This is a genomic window from Mesorhizobium sp. M0664, assembly GCF_040320565.1.
In the GTDB taxonomy this organism is placed as follows: Bacteria; Pseudomonadota; Alphaproteobacteria; order Rhizobiales; family Rhizobiaceae; genus Mesorhizobium.
Genome location: NZ_JAMYPW010000019.1, coordinates 80,222 through 103,856, shown reverse-complemented (window position 1 = coordinate 103,856; position 23,635 = coordinate 80,222). Strand labels below are relative to the sequence as shown.

Below are 23,635 nucleotides of genomic sequence, written 5' to 3'. Positions count from 1 at the left end.
TCGAGAACACCCATGGCTGCCTCCAAAAGACAGCCTTGAATCTGATTTGCTCAGCCTTGGGAATCCCAAGAGTCCACACGACCTAGGGGACAATGACGATTTAATTGGCATGAATCCGGACGGGGGGATCTTTCGCTGGGAGAGTGATGATCCTCTGTCCGGTTCGACCAAGTCCTACTCAAGCGTGTTCACCTTCCTGCTGGAAGAAGCCAATGAGGCGGCGGCCCTGTTCGACCCGGATGGGCGCGAACGCGACTGAACTCGGGCAGCAGGCGACAGGTTGACATTCAGACTGAATATCCCCGGTCGCTTTTTTCACAACGGATGCCGGAAGACCCGGCGACGCTGCGTCGCGCCCAAGCCTAGGTTAGAGCCGAATTCCGGAGCCAGCCGTATCCACCATGCAGACCTATGATTTCATCATCGTCGGCTCCGGTTCGGCCGGCTCGGTCCTGGCCGAAAGACTGTCGGCTTCCGGCCGCTTCTCGGTGCTGGTGCTCGAGGCCGGCGGCAGCGACCGTCGCTTCTACGTGCAGATGCCGCTCGGCTACGGCAAGACCTTCTTCGACCCGGCGGTCAACTGGAACTACAAGGCCGAGCCGGATCCCGGCCTGGCCGGCAATGCCGACCACTGGCCGCGCGGCAAGCTGCTCGGCGGCTCGAGTTCGATCAACGCCATGGTCTGGATCAGGGGCGCGCGTGAGGATTTCGACGCTTGGGCAGCGGCCGGCAATCCCGGCTGGGGCTTCGATGACCTGCTGCCCGCCTTCAAGGCGCTGGAGGATAATCAGGCCGGCGCCGACCAATGGCGCGGCGTCGGCGGGCCGCTGCATGTCACCGACTGCTCGACCTCCGTCCATCCGCTCACCAAGCGCTATCTCGCCGCCGCCAACCAGGCCGGCCTGCCGCTCAACCCGGATTTCAACGGCGCCTCGCAGGAAGGCCTCGGCGTCTACCAGATCACCACCAGGAACGGCCGCCGCATGTCGGCGGCGCGCGCCTTCCTGCGCCCGGCGATGAAGCGCAAAAATGTCCGCGTCGAGATCAACGCGCTGGCGACAAAGATCCTGTTCGAGGGCAAACGCGCCGTCGGCATCGAATATCTCCAGAATGGCGCGACGAAAACCGCCCGTGCCGGCCGCGAGGTCATCCTGTCGGGCGGCTCGGTCAATTCGCCCCAACTTCTCCAGCTCTCCGGTGTCGGCCCGTCGGCGCTTCTTGGCGCGCTCGGCATTCCCGTCGTTCACGCCAACGAGAATGTCGGGGCAAACCTGCAGGACCATGTCGGCATCAACTACACGTTCAAGGGCAGTCTGCCGACGCTCAACCAGATCCTGCGCCCGTGGTGGGGCAAGCTGCTGGTCGGCATGCAATACGTGTTTTTGCGCTCAGGCCCGCTGTCGCTGTCGATGAACAATGCCGGCGGCTTCTTTCGCACCGATCCGGCCACGGCACGGCCCAACATGCAGCTCTATTTCCAGGCGTTTTCGACCGTCGTTCCGAAGAGCGGCGAACGCCCGATCCTGACGCCCGATCCATGGCCGGGCTTTTCCATCGGACTGTCCAATTGCCGTCCGTCGAGCCGCGGCGAAATCATGATCCGTTCCGCCAATCCGCGCGATTATCCCAAAATCGTCGCCAATGCCTTTTCGACCGAGGCGGACGTCGCTGAAATGCTGGCGGCGGTAAAATTCGTCCGGAAGATCGCCTCGATGCCAGCGATGGCGGAGATCATAGAGGAAGAGGTTTTGCCCGGTCCCTCGATCACCTCCGACGCGGATCTCATTCAGGATTTCAGGAAGCGCTCGGGCACCGTCTATCACCCGGTCTCGACCTGCCGCATGGGGCCGGACCCGGCGCGCGCCGTCGTCGATCCGCGCCTCAAGGTACACGGCATCCAGGCGTTGCGCGTCATCGACGCCTCGATCTTTCCGGACAACATAACCGGCAACACCAACGCCGCCGCGATCATGACCGGATGGAAGGGCGCCGAACTGGTTCTGGAGGATCAAAAATGAAAATCACCGACGTCAAGACCTGGGTGGTCGGCAATCCGCCGCCCGGCATCGGCGGCAAGTATTTCATCTTCGTCAAGCTCACCACCGATGGCGGCGTCGTCGGCTATGGGGAGGCCTACAACGCCACCTTCTCGGCACATGTCACCGCAAAAATGGTCGAGGACATGGCAGAGCGCTATCTCGTCGGCCGCGATCCGCACGACGTCGAAAACTTCTTCCGCCGCGCCTATTCATCCGGCTTCACCCAGCGCCCCGACGTGTCGGGCATGGGCTGTTTCTCGGCGCTCGAAATCGCCTGCTGGGACATTATCGGCAAGGAGGCCGGCAAGCCGGTCTACAAGCTGCTTGGCGGCCAGGTGCACGAAACGCTGCGTTCCTATACCTACCTCTACCCGCACAGCGGCAGCGTCCATTCGGAGGACGCCCGCGGCAAGAACGTCTACAACGACCCCGATCTGGCCGCCGCCTGCGCGCTCGAATATGTCGAGCAGGGTTTCAATGCGGTCAAGCTTGACCCAGCCGGCCCCTACACCGCCTTCGACGGCCACCAGCCGCGCCTCGTCGACATCGACCTCTCCGCCCGCATGGTCAAGGCGATCCGCGAGGCGGTCGGCACAAGAGCCGACATCCTGTTCGGTACGCACGGCCAGTTCACCGCATCGGGCGCGCTGCGCCTCGCCCGCGCCATCGAGCCCTATGATCCGCTGTGGTTCGAGGAGCCGGTGCCGCCCGACATGCCCGAGGTGATGGCGCAGGTCGCCCGCGCGACCCCGATCCCGATTGCCACCGGCGAGCGGCTAACAACCAAATTTGAGTTCGCCCGCGTCATCGAGAACCGTGCGGCGACCATTCTTCAGCCCGACCTTGGCCGCTCCGGCGGCATTCTCGAAACCAAAAAGATCGCCGCCATGGCCGAAGCCTACCACATCCAGGTCGCGCCGCACTGCTATTGCGGGCCGATCGTCGGCGCCGCCAACATCCAGCTCGCGGTAACGCTGCCCAACTTCCTCATTCTGGAATCGCTGAAGCAGTGGAACGGCTTCCACGAAAAGCTGCTGAAGAAGAAAATCGAATGGCAGGACGGCAACGTCATCCCGTCGAAGGAGCCGGGCCTCGGCGTCGAGCTCGACGAAGCCGTCTGCGAGGCGCATCCCTGGACCGGCAAGGACCTGCATTTGCAGATGATGCAGACGCCGCTGATGCCGTGATCTGTCGAGCGGGCGACAATGTCACGCGATTTCAACGTGTTGGACGTAGGGCTGGAATCACCGCCGAAAGAACTTGAATCAATCCCTCAACGCCTTGATTCAATATCTCAGCGTCAATGCGCCGGGCAGGATTTCGAAGGTCGCCGGTATGCGACCCGGCGATTCGCCGTCTATGTCGATCAGCGCGGCGTTCTTTTGCACATCGCCGAGCGGCTCGACAACCACTTTCTTGCCGCGCAAAATGGTGATCGCCGGATGGTTGCGGTGCCGCCCGCCATAGAGCAGGCGGATGTCCCAGATCAGCTTCAGCTTGCCGGCGGCGCGCAGGATGACGATGTCGAACTCGCCGTCGTTAAGCTCGGCGTCGGGCGCGATCATCATGCCGCCGCCGAAGAATTTGCCGTTGGCCACCGCCACCAATGCCATGCGCGCCTCGACCGGGGCACCGTCGTCAATGGTGATCGCCACCTCCTGGAAGCGGTAGCGGAGGAATTCCCAGACCGTGCGCCAGTAGAACAGCGCCTTGGCCGAAACCTTGCCCTTGCGCTTGTCGGCATTGACGGCACGGTCGGTGGCGCCGGAAAGCCCGAGACTGGCGATGTTGATGAAATGGCGGCTGGCCAGCGCGCCATGGTCGTCGACATAGCTGATGCAGCCGGCATCGACCTTGCGCGGCTTGGCCTCGGCAATCCGCTTCAGCGTCAGATCGACATTGTTCGACAGGCCGAGCCCGCGGGCGAAGTCGATGCCGGTGCCGCACGGCAGCAGCCCGAGTTCGGCCGTCCGGCCGCTTTCCCGGAAAGCCTTCAGCAGCCCGTCGGCGACCTCGCTGGCGGTGCCGTCGCCGCCCGCCGCGATCACCAGCTCGAAGCCGATGGCGGCAAGGTCGAGCGCCAGCCGTTCGGCATCGCCCTCGGCCTGCGTTTCACGCAGCTCGAAATCGCCGAAATGTCTTTTCAGCGAAGCCGCAACCTCGGGCCAATGCCGCTTGAGCCTGCCGCCGCCGGCGATCGGATTGAGAACCACCGCGACCTTCAAGCCTGCCTCCCCAAGGCCATCGAACACGCCTTCCAATCATTTGCCGGCATTGAAGCCCGCGCCGGGCCGCGGGGCAAGGGTCGATTACCCGACAATGCGGCTTCGGCATCGAGGCGGCAAATCCCGACCGGCGGCGGCAGAGATCGGAAAGTCGCTATTTTGGCAGGGTCAGTCCCCGATAATCCCGCTATCCACAGGCTCGCGGCAGTTTCGCCAAACGCTTATCCGACGTACGTTAAAACCCATCTCAGGCGGCTACCGATCGCCACGCCGAAAGGCAAAGCGGAACGGCGGATTTCCTGAGGCCCGTACGGCCCTGAACGAGAACAGGCTTGCTTGTTGGAGGGATGGACGCCGAGACCTACGGGGCCGCGGAAAGCGTGCGAACGCCGACGGCGGACCGATGCTGCCATGAAGGACGGCAAAAACCTTCGATGGCGCGCTGGGCAAAGCTCGCAAGAGTGGAGACCGGCGTGGTCCGGAACGGACGCTGCCTTCGGGCGGCGACTGGCAGGACCGTCAAAATCAAGGCCGGCATGGCGCGACATCTTTCGGGAGTTGCTGCCGCGACCGTGTCCTGATCTGACAGGGAGGCGCTGGGAGAAATCCCGGCGCCGACTGTCTTTGTGGCCCCGCCTGACGATTTTGCCGGCGACGCTTCACGCTGCGCCAAAATCAGCTACTATCCATTTGTCGTCGGGGGCCGTTTAAAGGGGCTGACGGCAGGGGGACATTTCATGATGCTCATCCAGAAGCTTGCTGTTGCCTATGCTTTCCTGTTCTTCGGCGTTGTTGCCATCGGCTATGTGCCGGCTTTCAACGACGCCGGCGGCAATCTGTTCGGCCTGTTCTCGCTGCAATGGTACGACGATTTGCTGCACGCCTTCTCCGGCGTCTGGGCGCTGGCCGCCGCCTTCATCTCGCACCGCCAGGCGGTGTTCTATTTCAAGCTGTTCGGCTCGGTCTATCTGTTCGACGGCGTGCTCGGCCTGGTCACCGGTTCCGGCTGCCTCGATGGCGGCATCTTCATCAACGGCTTCCGCTCCCTGAACGATATCGAATTCCCGGCCCGCTTCTTCGCCAACCTGCCGCACATCTTCATCGGCGGCTTCGCCGTCTACGTCGGGTTCTGGCTGTCGAAACGTGTGTACGACCATTTCGCCACGGCCTGACCGGCCATGTTCCTGTTCCGCTGGCTGAAGCGCATCATCAAGGCGATCCTCTGGCTCGTCGTCATTGTCGTGTTGATCCCGATCGCCGGGCTTGCCTACGGCTTTCTCACGACGCCGTCGCTGGACACAACGCCATTGCCGGGCGTCGCCGAGGGTGCCCCGCCAAAGGCGCTGGCCGACAAGATCCGTGCCGAGATCCCCGGCTACCAGCGGCCGGAGGAATCGACCTTTCTTACCTATCCGGAATGGGCCATCGTCTACGCCGCCCGCGAATATGCCGGCTTCGTCGACAAGAAGCAGCCGAGCGGTTTTCCCTATCTCTCCTATATCGGCCGCTTCTGGCAGGACTATGCGATGGTCATCCGCGCCAGCTCCACCTACAAGTTCAACCTCGACAACCACCAGATGCTGGTGGTCATCGGCACCAGCCACACGATCGAGCACGCCATCCAGTGGGCCTATGAAAATACGATCGGCCGCGTCACCGAAGCGATAGCCGGCAAGCGCACCGCCGTCGACATCTACCAGGCCAAGGTGGCGGCCGATTATGCCGGTTTTCTCGACCAGGTGCCGTGGTACCAGTTTCCCTATGCCGAAAAGCGTGCCGGCCTGTTTGCCGTCCAGCCGGCAGCGGACGACAGCGCCGTCCGCACCAGCGAACGCAAGCTCGCTTTCGGCCTCGCCGACACGATCAAGCAGGGCTATGCCGATCTGATCAAGTCGGCGCTCGCCGCCACCACCGATCCCGCCTTGCTCGATATTCATGTCTGGGCCAAGGGTCCGGTCGGCGAGGTGACGCGCAACGAACCCGACACCTTGCTGGAGCGCGATCTCGGCGCCGACGGCGCGATCTTCGTCACCAGACGCTATCAGGTGTTCACCGACATGATCCCGCGCCTGATCGGCAAGGGCGTCTCCTTCGTCGAGATCGGCGGCAATGACGAGATCATGGTCACCATGCTTTCCAATGACGAGATCAATGTTCCCGAAGGTGCACGCACCTTGTTCAGCTACCCGCTTCCGGCGCAACCTTCGACGCGCCGCACCGGCCTGACCGTCGCCGTGCGCAAGCTGCACATCGTGCTGCCGGCGCTGATGACGGCGGGCGCCAGGCTCGAGCATGTCTACGATTACTGAGGCCTTTCGGTCACAGTCGGCCTCGGCAGGACGTTGCGTGATGCTCCGTCACGCTCATTCCACAATCGCGGCCAAATCCCGCCTTGTTCCGCAACGATTGATGATGCCGTAGACACGTTGTCTTGCGCACATGTGCCAGGCAACTCGGAGGGACACGACCGTGATCAAGACCGCCCTTGTCGCCATGACCATCGTCGGCTGCGATTGCGACGCCAGGCTTTGCGAATATATCGGCGAGACGCCCGCCAAATGGTCGACCATCGCCGAATGCGAAGCGGCGATGAAAAGCCAGATGCTGCACGAGCGCAATTTCGACTATCCGCTGGTCTCCGGCATCTGCCGGATACAGAACTCGTCTTCGTCATCGCAGCTCGCTGCGACCGCTTCCGAGCCTGAATTGACGACGGGCAGTACGGCCGCGACAGACCCGCTGCCACCGGAACTGAGCCATCGGCCCAGTGCTGCGGTCGGAACGCAGGCCACGGCGACGGAAACGGAAGCCGTCCGGCCGGTCGCCTATGAAGCGGCGGTCGATGGCGGCCGCGCCGTGCTCTACCGCACGAAGGCCGGCTACGCCGTGGTCAAGACCGATCTCGGCCGCGCCGCATCGGCAACGATCGGCATCGCCAGGCGTTCGGCGAACTGGCTGGCGGCGAAGCTGCCTGACGGTCTGTAGCCGCCGCTTCAGGCCGTGCCGATCAGTGCCTTGACGGCGCGATAAAAAATCGACGAAAACAGCTCGCCCGGATCGTATTGCAGCTTCTTCGCCAGGAAGGACGGCAGTTCCGGATAGGAGGCAAGCAGTTCCTTGCCTGTGTAGTGGAGCTGGTAGGGCAGGAAAAAACGCCCGCCCTGCTTGATCGTCACGTCGATCAGCGCCCTTGTCAGCGTCCGCATCCTGGCATTACCGTCGGTGTCTGTCGGCTGATTGATGTAGAGCACCAGCGAATAGGCCGGCTCCGGCGCATAATTCAGCGCCACATCCTCCTTGTGGACGATGCGTACCGACGCGTTGAGCACCGGCAGGGTCTGGTTGCGCAGGATCTCGCGCGCTTCCGCGATGAACGGGTTATAGGCCGCCCGCGGGATGAAATACTCGTGCAGGATGTCGGTCTCATCGAGCAGATCGTTGAACAGATAGGGCACTGAATCGTGCATCGGATTGTTGCGCGTGACGAGGCAGGCCTCGCCCTCGCCCATTGCCGTCGTCCGCGCCACCGTGCAGCTCTCGAATTGCGGCTCCAGCGTCTTTTCGGTGAACCATTTCAGCTCCTGGAACAGGCTGCCCCATTTCGCCAGGTTAATGATCACCCGCTTGAGCCCGACCGAACCCGGTTCACCGATTGCCGGCTGGTCGGCCGGCGGCTGGTCGGCGACCTTATCATAGCGGTAGACGATCATATCCTCGAGGAAATTGCCCGGCGCAGTCGACAGATGCCCATAAAACAGACCGATCGCCCTGTTTGGCGCCAGAACCTCGGCGAAGAACGTCGGGAAATCGTCCGATTTGATGATCTCGCGCGAGGTCCGGTAGACGGCGTTGTCGACGATGTCGAGTGTCGCCTCCAGCACCACGCCGAACAGGCCGTAGCCGCCGACGACGTGGCGGAACAGCTCGGTATTTTCGGCCGGTGAGCAGGTCGTCACCGAACCGTCCGCCAGCATCACCCGCATCGATCGGATCGAACCGGCGACCGAGCCGGCCTGGTGGTCCATGCCATGCGCGTTGACCGACAGCGATCCGCCGACCGAAAAGATGTCGGTCGACTGCATCGCCTTCACCGCGAAGCGCGGGTGCAAAAGGTTCTGGATGTCGTGCCAGCGCGCGCCCGGCTGCAAGGTCATCGTCTTTGCAGCCGGGTCGATACTGACCTTGTTGAATTTACGCATGTCGAGGACCAGCGCGTTGTCGTCGAAGGCGTGGCCGCCCATCGAATGGCGCACCGCCGCGACCGAGACCTTCAGGCCATTGGCGCGGGCAAAGGCCAGCGCGCTCGCGATGTGGTCTTCCTTGCTGACTTCGATAACGCCGTAGACCGGTGTCATCGACAGGCCGCTGGCATCGTTGATGTTGCCGCCCTTGGTCAGCCATGGCAGCGCCGGATCGTAGGCTGGCGGGCCCTCCAGCGGCTTCTGCGCCAGGTCGATTCCGTCAATGTCGGCGATGCGCCCGGAATTCTTCTGCCCCGACGGACCGCGCGCCAGCCGCGCCACGGTCGTGCCGCCCCAGAGCATCGCGCCGCCGACCACGGTCGTACCCAGCAGCAGCCGCCGCGACAGGCGAAACCCCTTGCGTTCTTCGACCATAGCCCCACCCCACTGCCCCAGGAATAGCGCCTGATGGAGACAAAAACCAGTTGCCAATCAGACGTTCGGCGAACGATGATCCGGTTTGTCTGGCGAAAATGTCGAAAGCAGTCGCATCATGAAGCTTGCAGCCCGTATCGCGCTTGCCCTGTTGCTTGCGTTTGCTCCGGCATCAGCCGACGCGCAGACTCCTGGTCAAGGCGACGACAAGGTCGTCAGCGTAGCTGGCGACGATCCGGAGATGGCGGCCGCTATCGAGCAGGCGCGTGCCAGCCTCGACGACTTCCTGGTATTGGCCGACGCACCGCCATCCGGAACGGCCGACTTCCAATTGAAAGTCGTGGTCAGGGACGGGGACGCCACTGAACATTTCTGGGTCTTTCCCTTCCACCGGACGGCGGCCGGATTTGCAGGAACCTTGGACAACGAGCCGCAGACCGTGCACAACGTCGTGGCAGGCCAGGAGATCGAATTCAGCCGGGACGATATTTCCGACTGGGGCTACATGAAGAACGGCCGCCGGGTGGGAAGTTTCACTGTCTGCGTTCTCTTCAAAAAAATGTCGAAGGAAGACGCCGACTATTATCGCCAGAACTATGGCTTCGATTGCTGACGGCTGAATTCTAGTTCAACCGGCTTCTACATCCTTCACGCCGATCTTGCGGACCAGTGCCGCGGTCGCCAGGATCGTGGCCATGTCGGCGATCATCGGCGCAACATGCTTGGCATAGTCGAGTGGCACAGAGATGTCCGGCAGTTCGAAGAAGTTCTTCGTCTGCGGAAGCAGCAGAAAGCCGTCGCTGCCGTTGAGCGCGACGCGTGCCGGTTCCTTCGGCCATGTTTCGCCAAGCCATTCGAGCGCCTGCGCCAGCCGGCCGGTCACCAGCGGCCGCGCCGCTTCGATGTTGTCGGTGTGGAACTCGTAGGCGGCGTCGAGTTCGGGTACGCCGCATGACAGTTGTTCCGTCTTGCTGCCGAACATGCCTCGGAAGAAACCTACCACCATATTGGCACGGCGCGCCGCCACCAAGATTCCCGGGAACGGCGCAATGGTGTCGAACGCGATAATGACGCCCTTGAACGCCTGAGATGTGGTCTTGCCGTTCCTCTCCAGCAGCGTCACCTCGTAGAGCTCGAACGCAAAGCCTTCATACCGACCGGAGACGACGTCCTCGAAATACGAACGGTTGAACACGCCAATCGTCTCGCGCGGCAGCCGATCGAAGGAGTTCGGCGTTACGCCATGCTGATAGCGCACGTCCTGGATGAAGCCGAAGACGATCGGCAGCAAACTGTTGCGGAACGTCTGCTGCAATTTGCGCGCTGGCCTGATCGCCTGGAGATAGAGCAGGATCGCCGCCAGGAACCCGCCGATATAGAGGAACACATGCGGGGTCGAGAACCACTGCTCGTTGGGGTCGGCAACCGCGTTGAAGAGCCAGGCCACCAGCGCCACGAAGACAACCACCGATCCGATGAAAAGTGGCACCCGCCAGCGCGTCCGGCGATAGGCCGAAGCCCTTTGCGCCTCGTAGGCCTCGATGTCCTTCCTGAGGCCGGCGATCACCGCTTTGCTCGGCATGAAATCCGCAGTTTCCATCACCCACCCGCCCCACAAGCCCGCCCGCGTTGGGCATGATAGCCGGTTTGGTGGACCGCGTCAGCGCAGCTGTCAGCGCCCGGCACCGAAGATCGCATCGAGGCGGGCCAGAACCCTTTGCCTGGATTTTCCCGCCAGCGTTTCAACCGGCATCAGCCGCTCGTGATCGCCGGCGCGCAGCCGCATGAAGGCATGCAGCCGGTAGGCGGCGATGGCCCCGCGCGTGCCGGGATCGTCGCTGATGTCGACGACGAGAATGGCGCCGATGCGGCCGGGCCATGGCTGGCGCGCGAAGGCGGTGCCGATGAAATCGCCGAGCCCATAGGCGACGAGCGTCTTGCCGATCCGCTCGATCGGCTGCACGACATGGGCATGATGCCCGGCGATCAGGCCGACGCCATGTTCGGCCAGAAGTCGCGCCATTGCCCGCGTCTTCGCACGTGGAAAATGCCGGAATTCCCAATCCCAATGCGGCACCGCGCAGAGGAGGTCGACACCCGAAGCGGCAGCGTGCGGCCATTGCGTCGGATCGGCTTGCATCGAGACTCGGCCCGCCAACTGAGCCTCGTCGGTATTGCGCCACAAGGTAAAGGCGGCAAGGCCTATGGTCAGCGAACCAACCGCAAACCGCTCGACCGGAGCCGCACTGCCGATCGTGCGGATGCCTAATTGCTCCAGCGCGGCGACGGTCTCGTCGAAGCCGGCAATACCCTGGTCGAGCACATGGTTGTTGGCCAGCGACAGCACCAGTTTTTCACGCGAAATGCCGGCGGCGGCCAGCGCCTCGGCAAGGAACCGCTCGCTCATCGCGTGGTGCGTGCCGAGCCTGGTGCCCCAAACAGCGCTCGGCCGCTCCACCACCGGGCTTTCGCAATTGCCGACCACCAGATCGGCCGAGGCAAGCAGTGCCGCAATCGCCGGATCGCAGTCTGGCGCGCGGCGATTGGCCACCGCCGAGATATCGCCGACGAAAGCCAACCGCACCGTCCGCGCCGGCAGTGGTTCGAGCAGGGCTGCGGCCGCCGGAGCAAAGCCGCGCGCGTCGCCATTGAGCGAAGGCCGGAGAAAACGCGGCAGCCACGACAGTTTGTAGGAAAGCGGATAGTTCGACACGCGACGCCCAATCGTTTGCCTTGTGTAGACCGTCCGCCGGATTGATTGAAGCGTCGACTGTTGTGGGTGAACCGCAGGCCACAGGCGCAGCGAACCAAATGCGTGTATGATCCACTGCGGAGCGACAAAGGGGCGATCACGATGACGCGTTTTTCCAGGCTGGTGGCGTGCGCCATCATTCTTCTCCTGCCGCTGGCTTCACCCAGCGCCGCGGCTCCCGAAGCGGCGGCCCTGTTCGAGGCAAAAATCGTAGCCGAACGCGACAGCGCTCTTGCCGCTCTGGAAGCCGCCGCGCCAGGCGATCCGGCAGCCGCCTACGCCGCCGGCGCCGGCGAATTCTTCACCGCGCTGGAGATCCTGGCCGGCGGCCTGCACCGCCACGGTTTCGACAGCCCGCAATCCTTCATGCTGCCGCTGATGCGGCTGCCGGTGCCGGACAATGCCAATCCCGAGCCGCTGACCTACGAACAATTCCGCGCCATTCTCGTCGCCTTCCGCGACAGGCTGGAGAAATCCGCGGCCACGCTGGGTTCGGTACCCGCCGACGCGGACATCGGCATGGTCATCGACCTCACCCGCCTCGGCATCGACCTCAACGAGGACGGCACGATCGCGCCGGACGAAAGCGCCGCGGCGATCATGGCGTCTCTGTCACGCGGCGGCGGTGCGCCAGACGCGGCCGCACCCGCCCTCATCTTCCGCTTCGACCGCGCCGACGGCTATTGGCTGCAGGGCTATGCCGAGTTCCTGATGGCGCAGGCCGACTTCTGGCTGGCGCATGATTTCAGAAACACGTTCGACGGCTCCTTCCACATGCTGTTCCCGCGCGCAAAACTGCCGCTGCAGGATACGCTCGTGCCGCTGGACGGTGGCACGAATGGCGGCATCCTGACGTCCGAATGGCGACTAGCCGACTTTATCTCCCTGGTGCATCTCATTAACTGGCAAGTGGTCGAGCCTGAGCGCCGGCAAGCGGCACGCCGCCATCTCATGGAAATGATCCGGCTGTCGCGCGAGGATTGGAAAGGCATCCGCGCCGAAACCGACAATGACCGCGAATGGCTGCCGGGGCCGCAGCAGAAAGGCACCAGCCCGCTGACCGGTCTCGAAGTTGGTGAGCAGCAGGTACAGGCCTGGCTCGCCGCCCTTGATATGGCCGAGGATCTTCTGGAAGGCCGCACCTTGCTGCCGCATTTCCGCATCGCCGACAAAGGCATCAACATGAAGCGCTTCTTTGATGAGCCAAAAACCTTCGACCTGGTGCTGTCGATCACCGGCCCGGCCATCGCGCCCTATCTCGAGCGCGGCAAGACTCTCACCAGCGAGGAGTTCAACCAGATCCAGCGCCAGTTCGGCGGCGCCGGGTTTCTGACGTTCGCGCTTTGGTTTAATTGAGCGGCGCACTTCGACGTTGCTCCTGACAGCCTGCTGTCAGCAGCCAAATTGCGCGCGGCACCCTTCACCACTCCGCTCTTTCCATTTTGGCCGATACCTCCCATATTCGGGGCCATGGCCAGACTCTCCGACAAGAAAACGCCGCCGCCGGCGAATGACGAGCGCGCTTCGCCGCACAAGCGGCGCAGTCCGCTGACCGATTTCCTCGATGCCTCGGAGCCGCTGCATGGCTTTGCCGAAGCGCCGCAGGCCGAATTCACCGGCGCGCCGCTGACCGGCTCGATTGCCGACTGGGCCGAGCAGATCGAGCAGGAAGCCGAGAAGGAAGGGCGTCAAATCTCCCCCCTCGAGGGGGAGATGTCGCCGAAGGCGACAGAGGGGGTCGGCAAAGGAAGCGCTCGGCATCAAGGGTCGCCGAGCACTGCCGCACCGACCCCACCCGGCGGCTCCGCCGCCACCCTCCCCTCGAGGGGGAGGGAAGGCGCCAAGTCTGCCAAGAAAATCCCGGAGCGCTCCTCTTCTCCCGGCCGTACGGCACGCGGCACCTCGATGGGCGGCGCGGCTTCGGCGCGGGAGCGTACCGCGGCCGGTCTCAATCCCGTCGCCGGCCTCGATGTCTCCCTGGAAGAGGCCGAGACCATGGCCTCGGGCGGCGTCACCGCGACCGTCGCGGCGCTGTCGGCGCTGATCGAATCCGGCAATCCGCTGCACAAGGACGGCGTGCTGTGGACGCCGCACCGCCCTGCCCGGCCTGAGAAATCCGAAGGCGGCATCGCCATCAGGATGGTCTCGGATTTCGAGCCGGCCGGCGACCAGCCGACGGCGATCAAGGATCTCGTCGAGGGGGTCACCAGCAACGACCGTACCCAGGTGCTGCTCGGCGTCACCGGCTCGGGCAAGACCTTCACCATGGCCAAGGTGATCGAGGAGACGCAGCGCCCCGCTCTGATCCTGGCGCCCAACAAGACGTTGGCCGCGCAGCTCTACTCCGAGTTCAAGAAATTCTTCCCGGAAAACGCCGTCGAGTATTTCGTCAGCTACTACGACTACTACCAGCCTGAGGCCTATGTGCCCCGGACCGACACCTACATCGAGAAGGAATCCTCGATCAACGAGCAGATCGACCGCATGCGCCATTCGGCGACGCGCTCACTGCTCGAGCGCGACGACGTCATCATCGTCGCCTCGGTGTCCTGCATCTACGGTATCGGCTCGGTCGAGACCTATACGGCGATGACCTTCCAGATGCAGATCGGCGACCGGCTCGACCAGCGCGCGTTGCTCGCCGACCTCGTCGCCCAGCAATACAAGCGCCAGGACATCAACTTCGTCCGCGGCTCGTTCCGGGTGCGCGGCGACACGATCGAGATCTTCCCGGCCCACCTCGAGGACCGCGCCTGGCGCATCTCGCTGTTCGGCGACGAGATCGAGGCGATCACCGAGTTCGATCCGCTGACCGGCCAGAAGACCGGCGAGCTGAAGAGCGTCAAGATCTACGCCAATTCGCACTATGTGACGCCGCGGCCGACCTTGAATCAAGCCATCAAGTCGATCAAGGAAGAACTGAAGTATCGCCTGCAAGAGCTTGAAAAGGCTGGCCGCCTGCTTGAGGCGCAGCGGCTTGAGCAGCGCACCCGCTTCGACCTGGAGATGCTGGAGGCGACCGGGTCCTGCGCCGGCATCGAGAACTATTCGCGCTATCTGACCGGCCGCCAGCCGGGCGATCCGCCTCCAACCTTGTTCGAATACATACCCGACAATGCGCTGGTCTTCGTCGACGAAAGTCACGTCACCATACCGCAGATCGGCGGCATGTATCGCAGCGACTTTCGTCGCAAGGCGACGCTGGCCGAGTATGGTTTCCGCCTGCCGTCCTGCATGGACAACCGGCCGCTGCGCTTCGAGGAATGGGACGCCATGCGCCCGCTCTCCGTCGCGGTTTCGGCGACGCCCGGCGCCTGGGAGATGGAGCAGTCCGGCGGCGTCTTCGCCGAGCAGGTCATCCGCCCGACCGGCCTCATCGACCCGCCGGTCGAAGTACGCCCGGCCAAGACGCAGGTCGACGACGTCGTCGGCGAAATCCGCGAAACCACGAAGGCCGGCTACCGCACGCTGGTGACCGTGCTGACCAAGCGCATGGCCGAGGATTTGACCGAATATCTGCATGAGCAAGGCATACGCGTGCGCTATATGCACTCCGACATCGACACGCTGGAGCGCATCGAGATCCTGCGCGACCTGCGCCTCGGCGCCTTCGACGTGCTCGTCGGCATCAACCTGTTGCGCGAAGGCCTCGACATTCCCGAATGCGGTTTCGTCGCCATTCTCGATGCCGACAAGGAAGGTTTCCTGCGCTCCGAGACATCGCTGATCCAGACGATCGGCCGCGCCGCCAGAAACGTCGACGGCAAGGTCATCCTCTATGCCGACCAGATCACCGGCTCGATGGAGCGGGCAATGGCCGAGACCAACCGCCGTCGCGAAAAGCAGATGGAGTGGAACGCGGCCAACGGCATCACCCCGGAATCGGTCAAGTCGCGCATTTCGGACATCCTGGACTCGGTCTACGAAAAAGATCATGTCCGCGCCGATATCTCGCAGTTCACCGACAGCGCCGGCGCGATGATGGGCAACAATCTGAAAGCGCATCTCGACGCCCTGGACAAGCAGATGCGCGATGCCGCCGCCAATCTCGATTTCGAGAAGGCAGCCCGTATCCGCGACGAGATCAAGCGGCTGCGCGAGATGGAGCTGTCCATCTCCGACGATCCGCTGGCCAAATATGCCGACATGGAAAGCCCGGTCTCGGGCCGCGAAAAGGGCAAGCACAACAAGGGCGTGGCCAAACACCGTACATCGGAGGAACAGGAGCGTTTCCGCAAGCTCGACGAGGCACGTTCGGCCGAAGAGGCGGCCCGGCCCAACCTCTTCCGCAAGCCGGCACTCGACGAGATGGGCGCCGACGGCGCCGTGCCGGTGAAGAAGCCGCTGTTTTCGAAGCCCTCGCTCGACGCCATGGGGCCGGGCACGGATATGCCGACCCCGGCCGGCGCAGTGTCGCGTTCGCTGTTCAAGAAGCAGTCGGCCGAAGAGGCGCACGGCTCCGACTTCGGCATCCCGGGCGAACCGACCAAGCCGCTATTCAAGAAGAACTCGCTCGACGAGATGACCGTGCGGCGGACGGAAAAGCCGGTCGAAGGAAAGGTGCCAGCGAAACCACAGCCGATCTCCCCCCGTGTGGGGGAGATGCGCGGCAGGGCAGAGGGGGGCGCAAAGGAACGCAACGATTCCGCCAAACCCATTGTCCGCCAGCGCAGTGGTATCGGCTCCTACGAAGACCCGGCCGACGCCCGCCGTGAAAAGCGCCGCCCCGGCAAGACGGGGCGCCCGGGACGCTAGCGAGCTTCCCTTCTCCCCTTGGGGGAGAAGGTGGATCGGCGCGCAGCGCCGAGACGGTTGAGGGGTGCTGGACGGATCGCCGTCGGTGCCAAGCTGGAGCACCCCTCATCCGACCGCTTCGCGGCCACCTTCTCCCACAAGTGGAGAAGGGGGAGCCTATCCACTTGCCATCGGCCCTAGCCTTGGTGTAGCCAGTTTCTACAACTCGAACGTCTTGAAAGGAGGGCTGCGTGTTATTTTCTCACCACCGTCAGCGCGGCCCTGTCTTTGCCCTGCGAGCTAGCTTGCAGGGCTGACCAGGGACGGTCCGGGTTTTTCCCCGCTTCGATTTTTTGGTCTGCCCTTCGTGGTGCGCAATGCCGAGCCTAATGGCTGGCACGTGCACCGTCAAAGTGCATTGAGCCGGGCTCCGGCAAGACCAGAGAAATCAAAATGGCCCTGATCAGCCTCAAATCCCTCGGCGTCACCCTGAATGCGCCGCTGTTTTCCAACCTCGACCTCACCATCGGCACCGGCGACCGGCTCGGCATCGTCGCCGCCAATGGGCGCGGCAAATCCACTTTGCTGAAGTGCCTGACCGGCGAGATGGAGCCGACATCAGGCGACATCACCCGTACGCGCGGCCTGCGCGTCGGCTATGTCGAGCAAGTCGTCCCGGCAGCGCTGGCCGGGCGCAGCTTCCAGCAGGTGGTCGCTGATGCCTTGCCGGCCGGACAGGTCGAAAGCGAACAATGGCGCGTCGATGTGGTTCTTGACTCGCTTGACGTGCCAGAACCGATGCGCGGGCGGCCAATGCAGGCGCTGAGCGGCGGCTGGCAAAGGCTGGCGCTGATCGCCCGCGTCTGGGTCACCGATCCCGACGTCCTGCTTCTCGACGAGCCGACCAACCATCTCGACCTCGGCAAGATCAGCCAGCTCGAGACCTGGCTGAACGCGCTGCCGCGCGAGGTGCCGGTGGTGATCGCCAGCCATGACAGGGCGTTCCTCGATGCCACGACCAACCGCACGCTGTTCCTGCGTCCCGAACAATCACCGGTGTTTTCGCTGCCCTATTCGCGGGCGAGGCTTGCGCTGGACGAGGTCGACGCCTCGACCGAACGCAAGTTCCAGCGCGACATGAAAGTGGCGCAGCAGCTGCGCCGGCAAGCGGCCAAGCTCAACAATATCGGCATCAATTCCGGCAGCGACCTTTTGACGGTCAAGACCAAGCAGCTCAACCAGCGGGCAGAGCGCCTGGAAGAAGCGGCAGCGCCGGCACACCGCGAAAAGTCGGCGGGCGCGATCAAGCTTGCCAACCGCGGCAGCCATGCCAAGGTGCTGATCACGCTCGACGAGTTGGTGGTCGGAACACCTGACGGCACGGTTCTGTTCAGCACCGGCAAGCGCCACATCTGCCAAGGCGACCGCATCGTCCTGCTCGGCCGTAACGGCGTCGGCAAATCACGGCTGATCGGCCTGATCCGGAACGCCATCGTCGAGCCGGAAACGGCGGCGCAAAGCCTGAAGGTGACACCGTCGACCGTGCTCGGTCATAGCGACCAGGCGCTGTCCGGCATCGACGGCGATGACACGCCGCTGGCGATGCTCTCGCGCAAATTCGACGTCGGCGAGCAGCGCGCCCGCTCGCTGCTCGCGGGCGCCGGCGTCAGCATCGACATGCAGGAGCGAAGGATCGGCGTGCTGTCCGGTGGGCAAAAGGCGCGGCTGATGATGCTGGCGCTGAGGCTCGCCAATCCCAACTTCTATTTGCTCGACGAGCCGACCAACCACCTCGATATTGATGGCCAGGAGGCGCTGGAAGCGGAATTGCTGGAACATCAGGCGAGCTGCCTGCTTGCCTCGCACGACCGCTCCTTCATCCGCGCGGTTGGCAACCGCTTCTGGCTGATCGAGAAACGGCGGCTGACCGAGGTCGACGACCCGGAAGCTTTCTTCCGGGAGGTAGCCGAAGCCGGCGGTTAAAAAATTGCGGAAAAAATCCGGCGCTCTGTCGGATGATGATCGCATGCCACGTCCTTAGGTTGCCGACACGGTGATGCCGGCGCCAATCGAGGAGAAAGCATCATGTCTATTCTGTCATCCATAGGTCACGCCGTGACGCGTTACTCGGCGGCTCGCGCCCGTTATCGCAGCGAACGCGCCATCCTTTCATTGCCGATCGAGCTGCGCAAAGATATTGGCTGGCCGGAAATCGTCGTCGACGCGCAAAACAGCCCGCGGATTCGCATCGAAGGTTGAAAGGTGGCAGTTGGCCGTCGCGGCAGGCGCCATTTCGAATCCAAAAAACCATCGGCCGTGTAGGATCGTCGCCGTTCCGTTCGTCCTGTGGTTCGCAAAGGCAAACCAGACGCAAAGAGGAGCATGACATGAATGACCAGCCGCAGACCCAGCCCGCCGCCAAGGTGCTTGGCGGATTGACGCCCTACCTTCAGTTGGATGGCGCTTTCAAAGCCGCCGAATTTTACCAAAAGGCCTTCGGTGCCGAGCAGGTCTTTGCCTATCCGCCGGACGAACAGGGCCGTACCATGCATATCCATCTCCACATCAACGGTTCGACCCTGATGCTTTCCGACTTCTATCCCGAGCATGGAATGGCCGCTGTGAAGCCGCAGGGCTACACCATGCAGCTCCATCTCGGCAGCGACGATATCGACGCCTGGTGGCAGCGGGCCATCGAGGCGGGGTGCGAGGAAGTCGTGCCGTTGCAAGTGATGTTCTGGGGTGATCGCTGGGGCAATATGCGTGATCCGTTCGGCGTCGAATGGGCAATGAACGCACCGGTGAAAGCAGCTTAGCATTCCACACAGGCTGTGTCTGAAATCACCTCTCCCGCTCCAGAGGGAGAGGAAAACGATCGCATGGAGGAAATCAGATGTCCTATGTCGACGGTTTCGTACTTGCCGTACCGAAAGCAAAGCTCGATGCTTACAAGAAGCTGGCGGAAACCGGCGGCGCCGTCTGGAAGGAGCACGGTGCTCTTGCCTACGTCGAATGCGTCGGCGACGACGTCCCTTATGGCGAGCTCACCTCGTTCCCGCGCGCCGTGCAGGCCAAGGACGACGAGGTCGTCATCTTCTCATGGGTGGTCTACGAATCGCGCCAGAGCCGCGACGCGGTGATGGCCAAGGTGATGGCCGATCCTCGTCTCAAGCAGGACTGGGAGACCATGCCGTTCGACGGCAAGCGCATGATCTTTGGCGGTTTTCAGCCCTTCATCGAGCTGTAGGCGCCCCTCGATCAAGTTTATTGAGCAGCGGCTTCAGCCGGTCGCCATAGCGCTTCCACAGGTCGACCGAGCCCTGATACATCGGCTGGCGCACTTGCGCAGCCGACGCCGTTCGCACCGGCCGGTCGGTCTGGTGGAACGACAGCACGGCGTCGTCCCACGGCAGGCCGAGATGGGCGATCAGCGCCCGCGACTGGCCTTCTTGGTCGGCGACGAAATCCTCGTAGCGAACGTCGTGCACGACATCAGGCAGCACGGCATGCCAGTGCGCCATGATGTCGGTGTACAGATTGTGGAAATCGGCGAGCTCGTCGAGATCGTAGCCGTAGCGATGGCTGTCGCCGCGGAAGTGCACCTTGTAGATCGACAGGCAGGTCGCCGCCGCATCGCGCGCGCAATGGATGATCTTGGCCCGCGGCAGCATCATGTGGATGAAACCGACCAACAGGAAATTGCCGGGCATCTTGTCGGTGACGTGTCGAGAACCCGGATAGCGGGCGTGCAGCATGTCGAGATAGGCCTGGCCGGCCTCGGCATAGGCCTTGTCGGGCATATCGGCGATGCCCCAGGGAAAGCCGCCCTTCATGCTGAGCGGAAACTGCTTGCCGACCGCCGTCTTCAATATGCTGAGCTCGCCGGCGCCATAGACCTGCGGATGGCTGGCGATGATCTGCTCGACCAGCGTGGTGCCGGAACGCGGCATGCCGACGACGAAGATCGGAGTGTCCTCGGCTATCTCGCTCGGCTTGTGCCTTTCAAAAAAGGCCTTGTCGAACACCGCCTTCATCGCCTCGAACTCGCCGCGCGTCTTGCCGGCGTCGTAGTCGATGCCCTGGCGGCGGATCGCGTTGCCTTCGGCGAAATAGTCGAAGGCGCGGCCATACTCCCTGAGGTCGTCATTGGCCTTGCCGAGACCGAAGGAAAGCTGCATGCGCGCCAGGCTGCCTTGCGGCGCCTTGGCGTGCTCCGCCTCCATGCGGGCAAGCTCGGCGTCGCGCTCCTTTTGGCGCTTGACCTGGGTAAGCATCAGCCAGGCCCTCGCCATGCCGGGGTCCACAGCCAGCGCCTGCCTGAAAAGATCCGCAGCCTCGTCGAGATTGCCCTTTTCCATCAGCCCGACACCCAGGCCGTGCAAAAGATCGGCATCCTTCGGCCGGATCGTCAGCGCCTCGCGAAAAACAGCCAGTGCCTCATCCAGCCGGCCCGCTTCCTGCAGCGTTTCGGCAAGCCCGACGCGGGCGCGGACATGGAACGGGTTACGGCCCATCGTGCCGCGATAAATATCCTCGGCGCCTTCGAATTGGCCGAGCTGCTTCAGCGACGAGCCGAGATTGTCACGCGCCGCCAACTGGTCCGGCCGAATCGCCACCACCTTGCGGAAGAGATCGGCGGCGGCCGCGACCCGGCCGAGGTCGCGCAGCACGGTGCCGAGATTGTTGAGGAAATCCGGATTGTTCGGTTGCAGACGCACCGATTGTTCGATCAGCGCCAGCCCCTCAGCGCTGCGCCCGGTCTGGTGCAGCAGAAGCCCGAGGAAATGCGCAGCAGCCGGGTGGTTGGCCTTTTGCGCCAGCACCTGTCGGTAAAGCGCCTCGGCTTCCTGCCGGCGCCCCGCCTGGTGCAACTGCAGCGCTTGCTGCACGTACTGGTCGAGCCCCAGTGGTGGCTGCCCGCCTGAGCCGTAACGTGCGCCTGCCGGTTGTCTCGGATCTCTGTTGATGGGAAACCTGCCGTGTTGTCCGCCTGCCGCGATCTAGGCCATCGCTGCGGCGCGTGCAAGAGCAGAGGCGGTCGCAAGGGAGCGAACCTCGGAACCCACCGAGCTAGCGGAAGTCGGCCGGCGTCAGCACATACATGTTCCTGCGGCCGTGCGAGTAGGCTTGGCGCGCAATCTCGTGGATCGACGAACGCTTGGCGTCGAAGGCGCTGAGAAATTCGGCCTCGGCTCCGCTTGCAGCCGGGTTTGCCGCCGAAAGTGCCGCGACCTCGACAAAGAACGGGACTTCGAGCATGCCGTCATGGCCGACGAAACGAATGCGCTTGGCCGCCGCGTCATAGGAGCGGCTGGGATTGGGAAAATTGAGCGTCATGGCTTGCGCGTCAAATCAGGCGGTTGCTTTCGGCAAGCTGGCGCGCCCGCCGCGCCGTGCCGTCGGTGTCGGCAATCCTTCGCCTTGCCGCCTCGTCGCTTCTTATCGTGAGACGCGGCGACAAGACCTTTATCGGCTTTGCGACAGGACTGACTGCAACTGTCGGGACATCCGGTGTTCTTGCGGAGTTCATGACTCTCTTCCTTCCATTGCTAGATAAATACAAATGCCGGAGGAATTTTTTCGGAAGTTCTTCAAATAATTTTCGAGGTGCTCCGGGACCGTATCATCGTTCTGCGGATAACTATAGAAAAGTAATTTGACGTTGGTAGGGGTAAGAGGCCGAAAACTTCTTGAATAAGTCGTATTTTCAGACTAGAGGTATGAAACCGTTTGGGTCATGCTTGGCCCCGCGGTGTCAGGGATTCTCGGCCCGCCAAACTTATCCAAATCGCCGACACCTGGTACCGCAATGCAGGCTCCGCTTCCGGGGCAGGCCGGAAAGAAACTTCAAGGCACGAGAACTTCAAGGCACAAGCGAGAACTTCGAGGCGCACAAGAATGTCTGCTCGCACCACCCATTCCATAGCGCATTTCGCGGCACCTTTCGTGCTTGGCGGGCTGGATGGCATGCAGCCGGCCGGCGACTATGACATCGACCACGACGAAGAACTGATCGACGGCATGTCCTGGCCTGCCTGGCGCCGCGTCGCCACTTTCATCCATCTGCCGGCAAGGACAGTGAAAAGCGCGACCAGCCAGCTTGTCGCCATTGACCATGCCGAGCTCGACGCAGCGCTTCGGCACGACCAGGAGAATGTCACATGATCCGCTTCCAGCAGAATGCGCGGCGCACGGACACGCCGGCGCATATCTTCACCGTCGGCCAGACCGTCCGCATGAAGAGCCGCACCGGCCTTGCCCAAAAGACCGCGGAGCTGTTCCAGATCAAGAGCCGGCTGCCGGTCAAGGACGGCTCGCCGCAATATCGCATCCGCAGCGATCAGGAGACCTATGAGCGGGTCACCACGGAAGACAATCTCGAACCGGTCGACAACCCCGCCAACTGAGCCGACGCGCCGCAACGCTGCTTCACATGCTGATGATGCCGCAGATCCGCGTCGCCTGCGCATCTCCAACGGGAACGGCGCTGAGCTCTACGCCGGGGCCCAGATGGTGCTTATCCGGCCAGGCTGAGGTCGGTGCGCTAGCAGGGCCCGTCATCGACGACGCGATAGTCCGCCGCGCGGGCTTCGCATTCGTTGGGGAATGTGCGCAGTTCGCCATGGCGACGGGCACAGACCGGGCGGTATTCGCGGGTGCAGAATGTCTGCTCGCCGCCGCCACCACCGCCGCGGCACTCGCCCTCGCGAATGATGCGGTATCCGGCCCGTTCGGCAAGGCAGGCATTGGCGAAGGTCTGGCGGTCGCCGCCGCGCCGGGCACAGACCGGGTCATATTGCCTAGTGCAGAATTGCGGCCCCGGCCGTGGCGGGCGCGGCCCCTCATCATCCACCACGACGGTGCAAGCTGCGAGAATTGCCGACAGGAACAGGATGGAAAAAACCTGCCGCGGAAAGATTGCCGCAAGAAACCGCATGAATGTTCCCTCCCTCGAAACTCCTGCCCGCACAAATGGTGCCTGGGTCAGGCCGATCCTCGTCATTCCGCTGCCAGATGCAACCCCTGTTTGCAACTGGCGAGCCAGGGCGGTATGCCGGCGCAAGCCAAGACAGCACCTGCCCCGCTTGCTGGACCATGCCTGGGTGAAGTCTGGCCGATGACCGCGCAGAGAACCGGGACTATCGGTGCGATGCGTCGGGATGCGCCTGTTGGGGCCGCCCGCGGCTGTGTCTTGCAAGCATCACGTTTCCGTGCGATAAATTTTGTGTTCGGGCATTTGCGACCCGGAGAGCGGAACGTTTTGGACGA

General features: G+C 63.2%; 23 protein-coding genes. 15 read left to right on the top strand and 8 right to left on the bottom strand.

The window, feature by feature from the left end; genetic code table 11:
- The 3 genes from NKI39_RS18665 to NKI39_RS18655 all read left to right on the top strand — a co-directional run.
- Positions 1-259: hypothetical protein (locus NKI39_RS18665; protein ID WP_352833494.1), on the top strand; the 259-nt coding region annotated here is incomplete at its 5' end.
- Between the two features lie 142 nt (positions 260-401).
- Entirely contained in the window at positions 402-2,018 is a 1,617-nt protein-coding gene (locus tag NKI39_RS18660) for a GMC family oxidoreductase (protein WP_352833491.1), read from the top strand.
- Positions 2,015-3,226 carry a mandelate racemase/muconate lactonizing enzyme family protein gene (locus NKI39_RS18655; RefSeq protein WP_352833488.1) on the top strand — a complete coding sequence of 404 codons (1,212 nt, stop codon included), beginning with the start codon at positions 2,015-2,017 and terminating at the stop codon, positions 3,224-3,226. The genes NKI39_RS18660 and NKI39_RS18655 overlap by 4 nt, the downstream gene beginning before the upstream one ends.
- Positions 3,227-3,325: 99 nt before the next feature.
- Here NKI39_RS18655 and NKI39_RS18650 read toward each other — a convergent pair whose 3' ends face one another.
- Entirely contained in the window at positions 3,326-4,264 is a 939-nt protein-coding gene (locus tag NKI39_RS18650; protein WP_352833485.1) for a diacylglycerol/lipid kinase family protein, read from the bottom strand.
- Positions 4,265-5,001: 737 nt separating this feature from the next.
- Here NKI39_RS18650 and NKI39_RS18645 point away from each other — a divergent pair.
- The 3 genes from NKI39_RS18645 (at position 5,002) to NKI39_RS18635 (ending at position 7,249) form a co-directional block, all read left to right on the top strand.
- The gene (locus tag NKI39_RS18645; protein WP_352833483.1) at positions 5,002-5,436 is read left to right on the top strand and encodes a hypothetical protein; all 435 of its coding nucleotides are present in this window, start codon (positions 5,002-5,004) and stop codon (positions 5,434-5,436) included.
- Positions 5,437-5,442: 6 nt separating this feature from the next.
- A complete protein-coding gene (locus NKI39_RS18640) occupies positions 5,443-6,573 on the top strand; it encodes a hypothetical protein (RefSeq protein ID WP_352833480.1) in 1,131 nt (376 codons plus the stop codon).
- Positions 6,574-6,733: 160 nt separating this feature from the next.
- Positions 6,734-7,249 carry a hypothetical protein gene (locus NKI39_RS18635; protein WP_352833478.1) on the top strand — a complete coding sequence of 172 codons (516 nt, stop codon included), beginning with the start codon at positions 6,734-6,736 and terminating at the stop codon, positions 7,247-7,249.
- 8 nt (positions 7,250-7,257) lie between these two features.
- Here NKI39_RS18635 and NKI39_RS18630 read toward each other — a convergent pair whose 3' ends face one another.
- Entirely contained in the window at positions 7,258-8,880 is a 1,623-nt protein-coding gene (locus NKI39_RS18630) for an FAD-binding protein (protein WP_352833476.1), read from the bottom strand.
- A 118-nt stretch (positions 8,881-8,998) separates the two neighbouring features.
- Here NKI39_RS18630 and NKI39_RS18625 point away from each other — a divergent pair, with 118 nt between their 5' ends.
- Positions 8,999-9,493, top strand: a complete 495-nt coding sequence (locus NKI39_RS18625) for a YegJ family protein (protein ID WP_352469768.1) — start codon at positions 8,999-9,001, stop codon at positions 9,491-9,493.
- 15 nt (positions 9,494-9,508) lie between these two features.
- On the opposite strand, the gene NKI39_RS18620 is transcribed toward NKI39_RS18625, so the two are convergent.
- Together NKI39_RS18620 and NKI39_RS18615 are read right to left on the bottom strand one after the other, a co-directional pair.
- On the bottom strand, positions 9,509-10,480 hold the full coding sequence (locus tag NKI39_RS18620; protein WP_352833474.1) for a DUF3137 domain-containing protein: 972 nt from the start codon (positions 10,478-10,480) through the stop codon (positions 9,509-9,511).
- Positions 10,481-10,552: 72 nt separating this feature from the next.
- Positions 10,553-11,593, bottom strand: coding sequence for a CapA family protein (locus tag NKI39_RS18615; protein WP_352469766.1), 1,041 nt, complete (start codon positions 11,591-11,593; stop codon positions 10,553-10,555).
- Positions 11,594-11,734: 141 nt separating this feature from the next.
- Here NKI39_RS18615 and NKI39_RS18610 point away from each other — a divergent pair, with 141 nt between their 5' ends.
- The 6 genes from NKI39_RS18610 to NKI39_RS18585 all read left to right on the top strand — a co-directional run bounded on the left by NKI39_RS18610 (position 11,735) and on the right by NKI39_RS18585 (position 19,613).
- Complete coding sequence (locus NKI39_RS18610) at positions 11,735-12,988, top strand: hypothetical protein (protein WP_352469765.1); 1,254 nt, start codon at positions 11,735-11,737, stop codon at positions 12,986-12,988.
- Positions 12,989-13,102: 114 nt separating this feature from the next.
- The gene (uvrB, locus tag NKI39_RS18605) at positions 13,103-16,387 is read left to right on the top strand and encodes an excinuclease ABC subunit UvrB (protein ID WP_352833472.1); all 3,285 of its coding nucleotides are present in this window, start codon (positions 13,103-13,105) and stop codon (positions 16,385-16,387) included.
- 432 nt (positions 16,388-16,819) lie between these two features.
- Positions 16,820-18,349 (top strand): ABC-F family ATP-binding cassette domain-containing protein, encoded by a 1,530-nt coding sequence (locus NKI39_RS18600; protein WP_352469763.1) that lies wholly within the window; start codon positions 16,820-16,822, stop codon positions 18,347-18,349.
- A 102-nt stretch (positions 18,350-18,451) separates the two neighbouring features.
- The gene (locus NKI39_RS18595) at positions 18,452-18,625 is read left to right on the top strand and encodes a hypothetical protein (protein WP_023719167.1); all 174 of its coding nucleotides are present in this window, start codon (positions 18,452-18,454) and stop codon (positions 18,623-18,625) included.
- 128 nt (positions 18,626-18,753) lie between these two features.
- Positions 18,754-19,182, top strand: coding sequence for a VOC family protein (locus tag NKI39_RS18590; RefSeq protein ID WP_352469762.1), 429 nt, complete (start codon positions 18,754-18,756; stop codon positions 19,180-19,182).
- Between the two features lie 77 nt (positions 19,183-19,259).
- Positions 19,260-19,613, top strand: a complete 354-nt coding sequence (locus tag NKI39_RS18585) for a DUF1428 domain-containing protein (RefSeq protein WP_352683481.1) — start codon at positions 19,260-19,262, stop codon at positions 19,611-19,613.
- On the opposite strand, the gene NKI39_RS18580 is transcribed toward NKI39_RS18585, so the two are convergent.
- The 3 genes from NKI39_RS18580 to NKI39_RS18570 form a co-directional block, all read right to left on the bottom strand.
- Positions 19,600-21,255 carry a tetratricopeptide repeat-containing sulfotransferase family protein gene (locus tag NKI39_RS18580; protein ID WP_352833469.1) on the bottom strand — a complete coding sequence of 552 codons (1,656 nt, stop codon included), beginning with the start codon at positions 21,253-21,255 and terminating at the stop codon, positions 19,600-19,602. The genes NKI39_RS18585 and NKI39_RS18580 overlap by 14 nt on opposite strands.
- Before the next feature lie 181 nt (positions 21,256-21,436).
- Positions 21,437-21,703 (bottom strand): DUF1488 family protein, encoded by a 267-nt coding sequence (locus tag NKI39_RS18575; RefSeq protein WP_023678405.1) that lies wholly within the window; start codon positions 21,701-21,703, stop codon positions 21,437-21,439.
- Positions 21,704-21,713: 10 nt separating this feature from the next.
- Positions 21,714-21,896: a hypothetical protein gene (locus tag NKI39_RS18570; protein WP_023678406.1), complete on the bottom strand. Its 183-nt coding sequence runs from the start codon at positions 21,894-21,896 to the stop codon at positions 21,714-21,716.
- 368 nt (positions 21,897-22,264) lie between these two features.
- On the opposite strand from NKI39_RS18570, the gene NKI39_RS18565 reads away from it, so the two are divergent.
- Together NKI39_RS18565 and NKI39_RS18560 are read left to right on the top strand one after the other, a co-directional pair.
- Positions 22,265-22,531 carry a hypothetical protein gene (locus NKI39_RS18565; protein ID WP_352469759.1) on the top strand — a complete coding sequence of 89 codons (267 nt, stop codon included), beginning with the start codon at positions 22,265-22,267 and terminating at the stop codon, positions 22,529-22,531.
- Positions 22,528-22,773, top strand: a complete 246-nt coding sequence (locus tag NKI39_RS18560; RefSeq protein WP_023678408.1) for a hypothetical protein — start codon at positions 22,528-22,530, stop codon at positions 22,771-22,773. The genes NKI39_RS18565 and NKI39_RS18560 overlap by 4 nt, the downstream gene beginning before the upstream one ends.
- A 137-nt stretch (positions 22,774-22,910) precedes the next feature.
- On the opposite strand, the gene NKI39_RS18555 is transcribed toward NKI39_RS18560, so the two are convergent.
- Positions 22,911-23,303 (bottom strand): Kazal-type serine protease inhibitor family protein, encoded by a 393-nt coding sequence (locus tag NKI39_RS18555; protein ID WP_352833466.1) that lies wholly within the window; start codon positions 23,301-23,303, stop codon positions 22,911-22,913.
- Positions 23,304-23,635 lie beyond the last annotated feature (332 nt).

Excerpts from the sequence above, each read along its gene's own strand:
- NKI39_RS18600 (WP_352469763.1), top strand. The coding sequence starts at position 16,820 with ATGGCCCTGATCAGCCTCAAATCCCTCGGCGTCACCCTGAATGCGCCG.
- NKI39_RS18640 (WP_352833480.1), top strand. The coding sequence starts at position 5,443 with ATGTTCCTGTTCCGCTGGCTGAAGCGCATCATCAAGGCGATCCTCTGG.
- NKI39_RS18660 (WP_352833491.1), top strand. The coding sequence starts at position 402 with ATGCAGACCTATGATTTCATCATCGTCGGCTCCGGTTCGGCCGGCTCG.
- NKI39_RS18570 (WP_023678406.1), bottom strand. The coding sequence starts at position 21,896 with ATGAACTCCGCAAGAACACCGGATGTCCCGACAGTTGCAGTCAGTCCT.
- NKI39_RS18575 (WP_023678405.1), bottom strand. The coding sequence starts at position 21,703 with ATGACGCTCAATTTTCCCAATCCCAGCCGCTCCTATGACGCGGCGGCC.
- NKI39_RS18555 (WP_352833466.1), bottom strand. The coding sequence starts at position 23,303 with ATGCGGTTTCTTGCGGCAATCTTTCCGCGGCAGGTTTTTTCCATCCTG.
- NKI39_RS18645 (WP_352833483.1), top strand. The coding sequence starts at position 5,002 with ATGATGCTCATCCAGAAGCTTGCTGTTGCCTATGCTTTCCTGTTCTTC.
- NKI39_RS18565 (WP_352469759.1), top strand. The coding sequence starts at position 22,265 with ATGTCTGCTCGCACCACCCATTCCATAGCGCATTTCGCGGCACCTTTC.
- NKI39_RS18585 (WP_352683481.1), top strand. The coding sequence starts at position 19,260 with ATGTCCTATGTCGACGGTTTCGTACTTGCCGTACCGAAAGCAAAGCTC.
- NKI39_RS18655 (WP_352833488.1), top strand. The coding sequence starts at position 2,015 with ATGAAAATCACCGACGTCAAGACCTGGGTGGTCGGCAATCCGCCGCCC.
- NKI39_RS18610 (WP_352469765.1), top strand. The coding sequence starts at position 11,735 with ATGACGCGTTTTTCCAGGCTGGTGGCGTGCGCCATCATTCTTCTCCTG.
- NKI39_RS18625 (WP_352469768.1), top strand. The coding sequence starts at position 8,999 with ATGAAGCTTGCAGCCCGTATCGCGCTTGCCCTGTTGCTTGCGTTTGCT.
- NKI39_RS18590 (WP_352469762.1), top strand. The coding sequence starts at position 18,754 with ATGAATGACCAGCCGCAGACCCAGCCCGCCGCCAAGGTGCTTGGCGGA.
- uvrB (WP_352833472.1), top strand. The coding sequence starts at position 13,103 with ATGGCCAGACTCTCCGACAAGAAAACGCCGCCGCCGGCGAATGACGAG.
- NKI39_RS18560 (WP_023678408.1), top strand. The coding sequence starts at position 22,528 with ATGATCCGCTTCCAGCAGAATGCGCGGCGCACGGACACGCCGGCGCAT.
- NKI39_RS18595 (WP_023719167.1), top strand. The coding sequence starts at position 18,452 with ATGTCTATTCTGTCATCCATAGGTCACGCCGTGACGCGTTACTCGGCG.
- NKI39_RS18630 (WP_352833476.1), bottom strand. The coding sequence starts at position 8,880 with ATGGTCGAAGAACGCAAGGGGTTTCGCCTGTCGCGGCGGCTGCTGCTG.
- NKI39_RS18620 (WP_352833474.1), bottom strand. The coding sequence starts at position 10,480 with ATGGAAACTGCGGATTTCATGCCGAGCAAAGCGGTGATCGCCGGCCTC.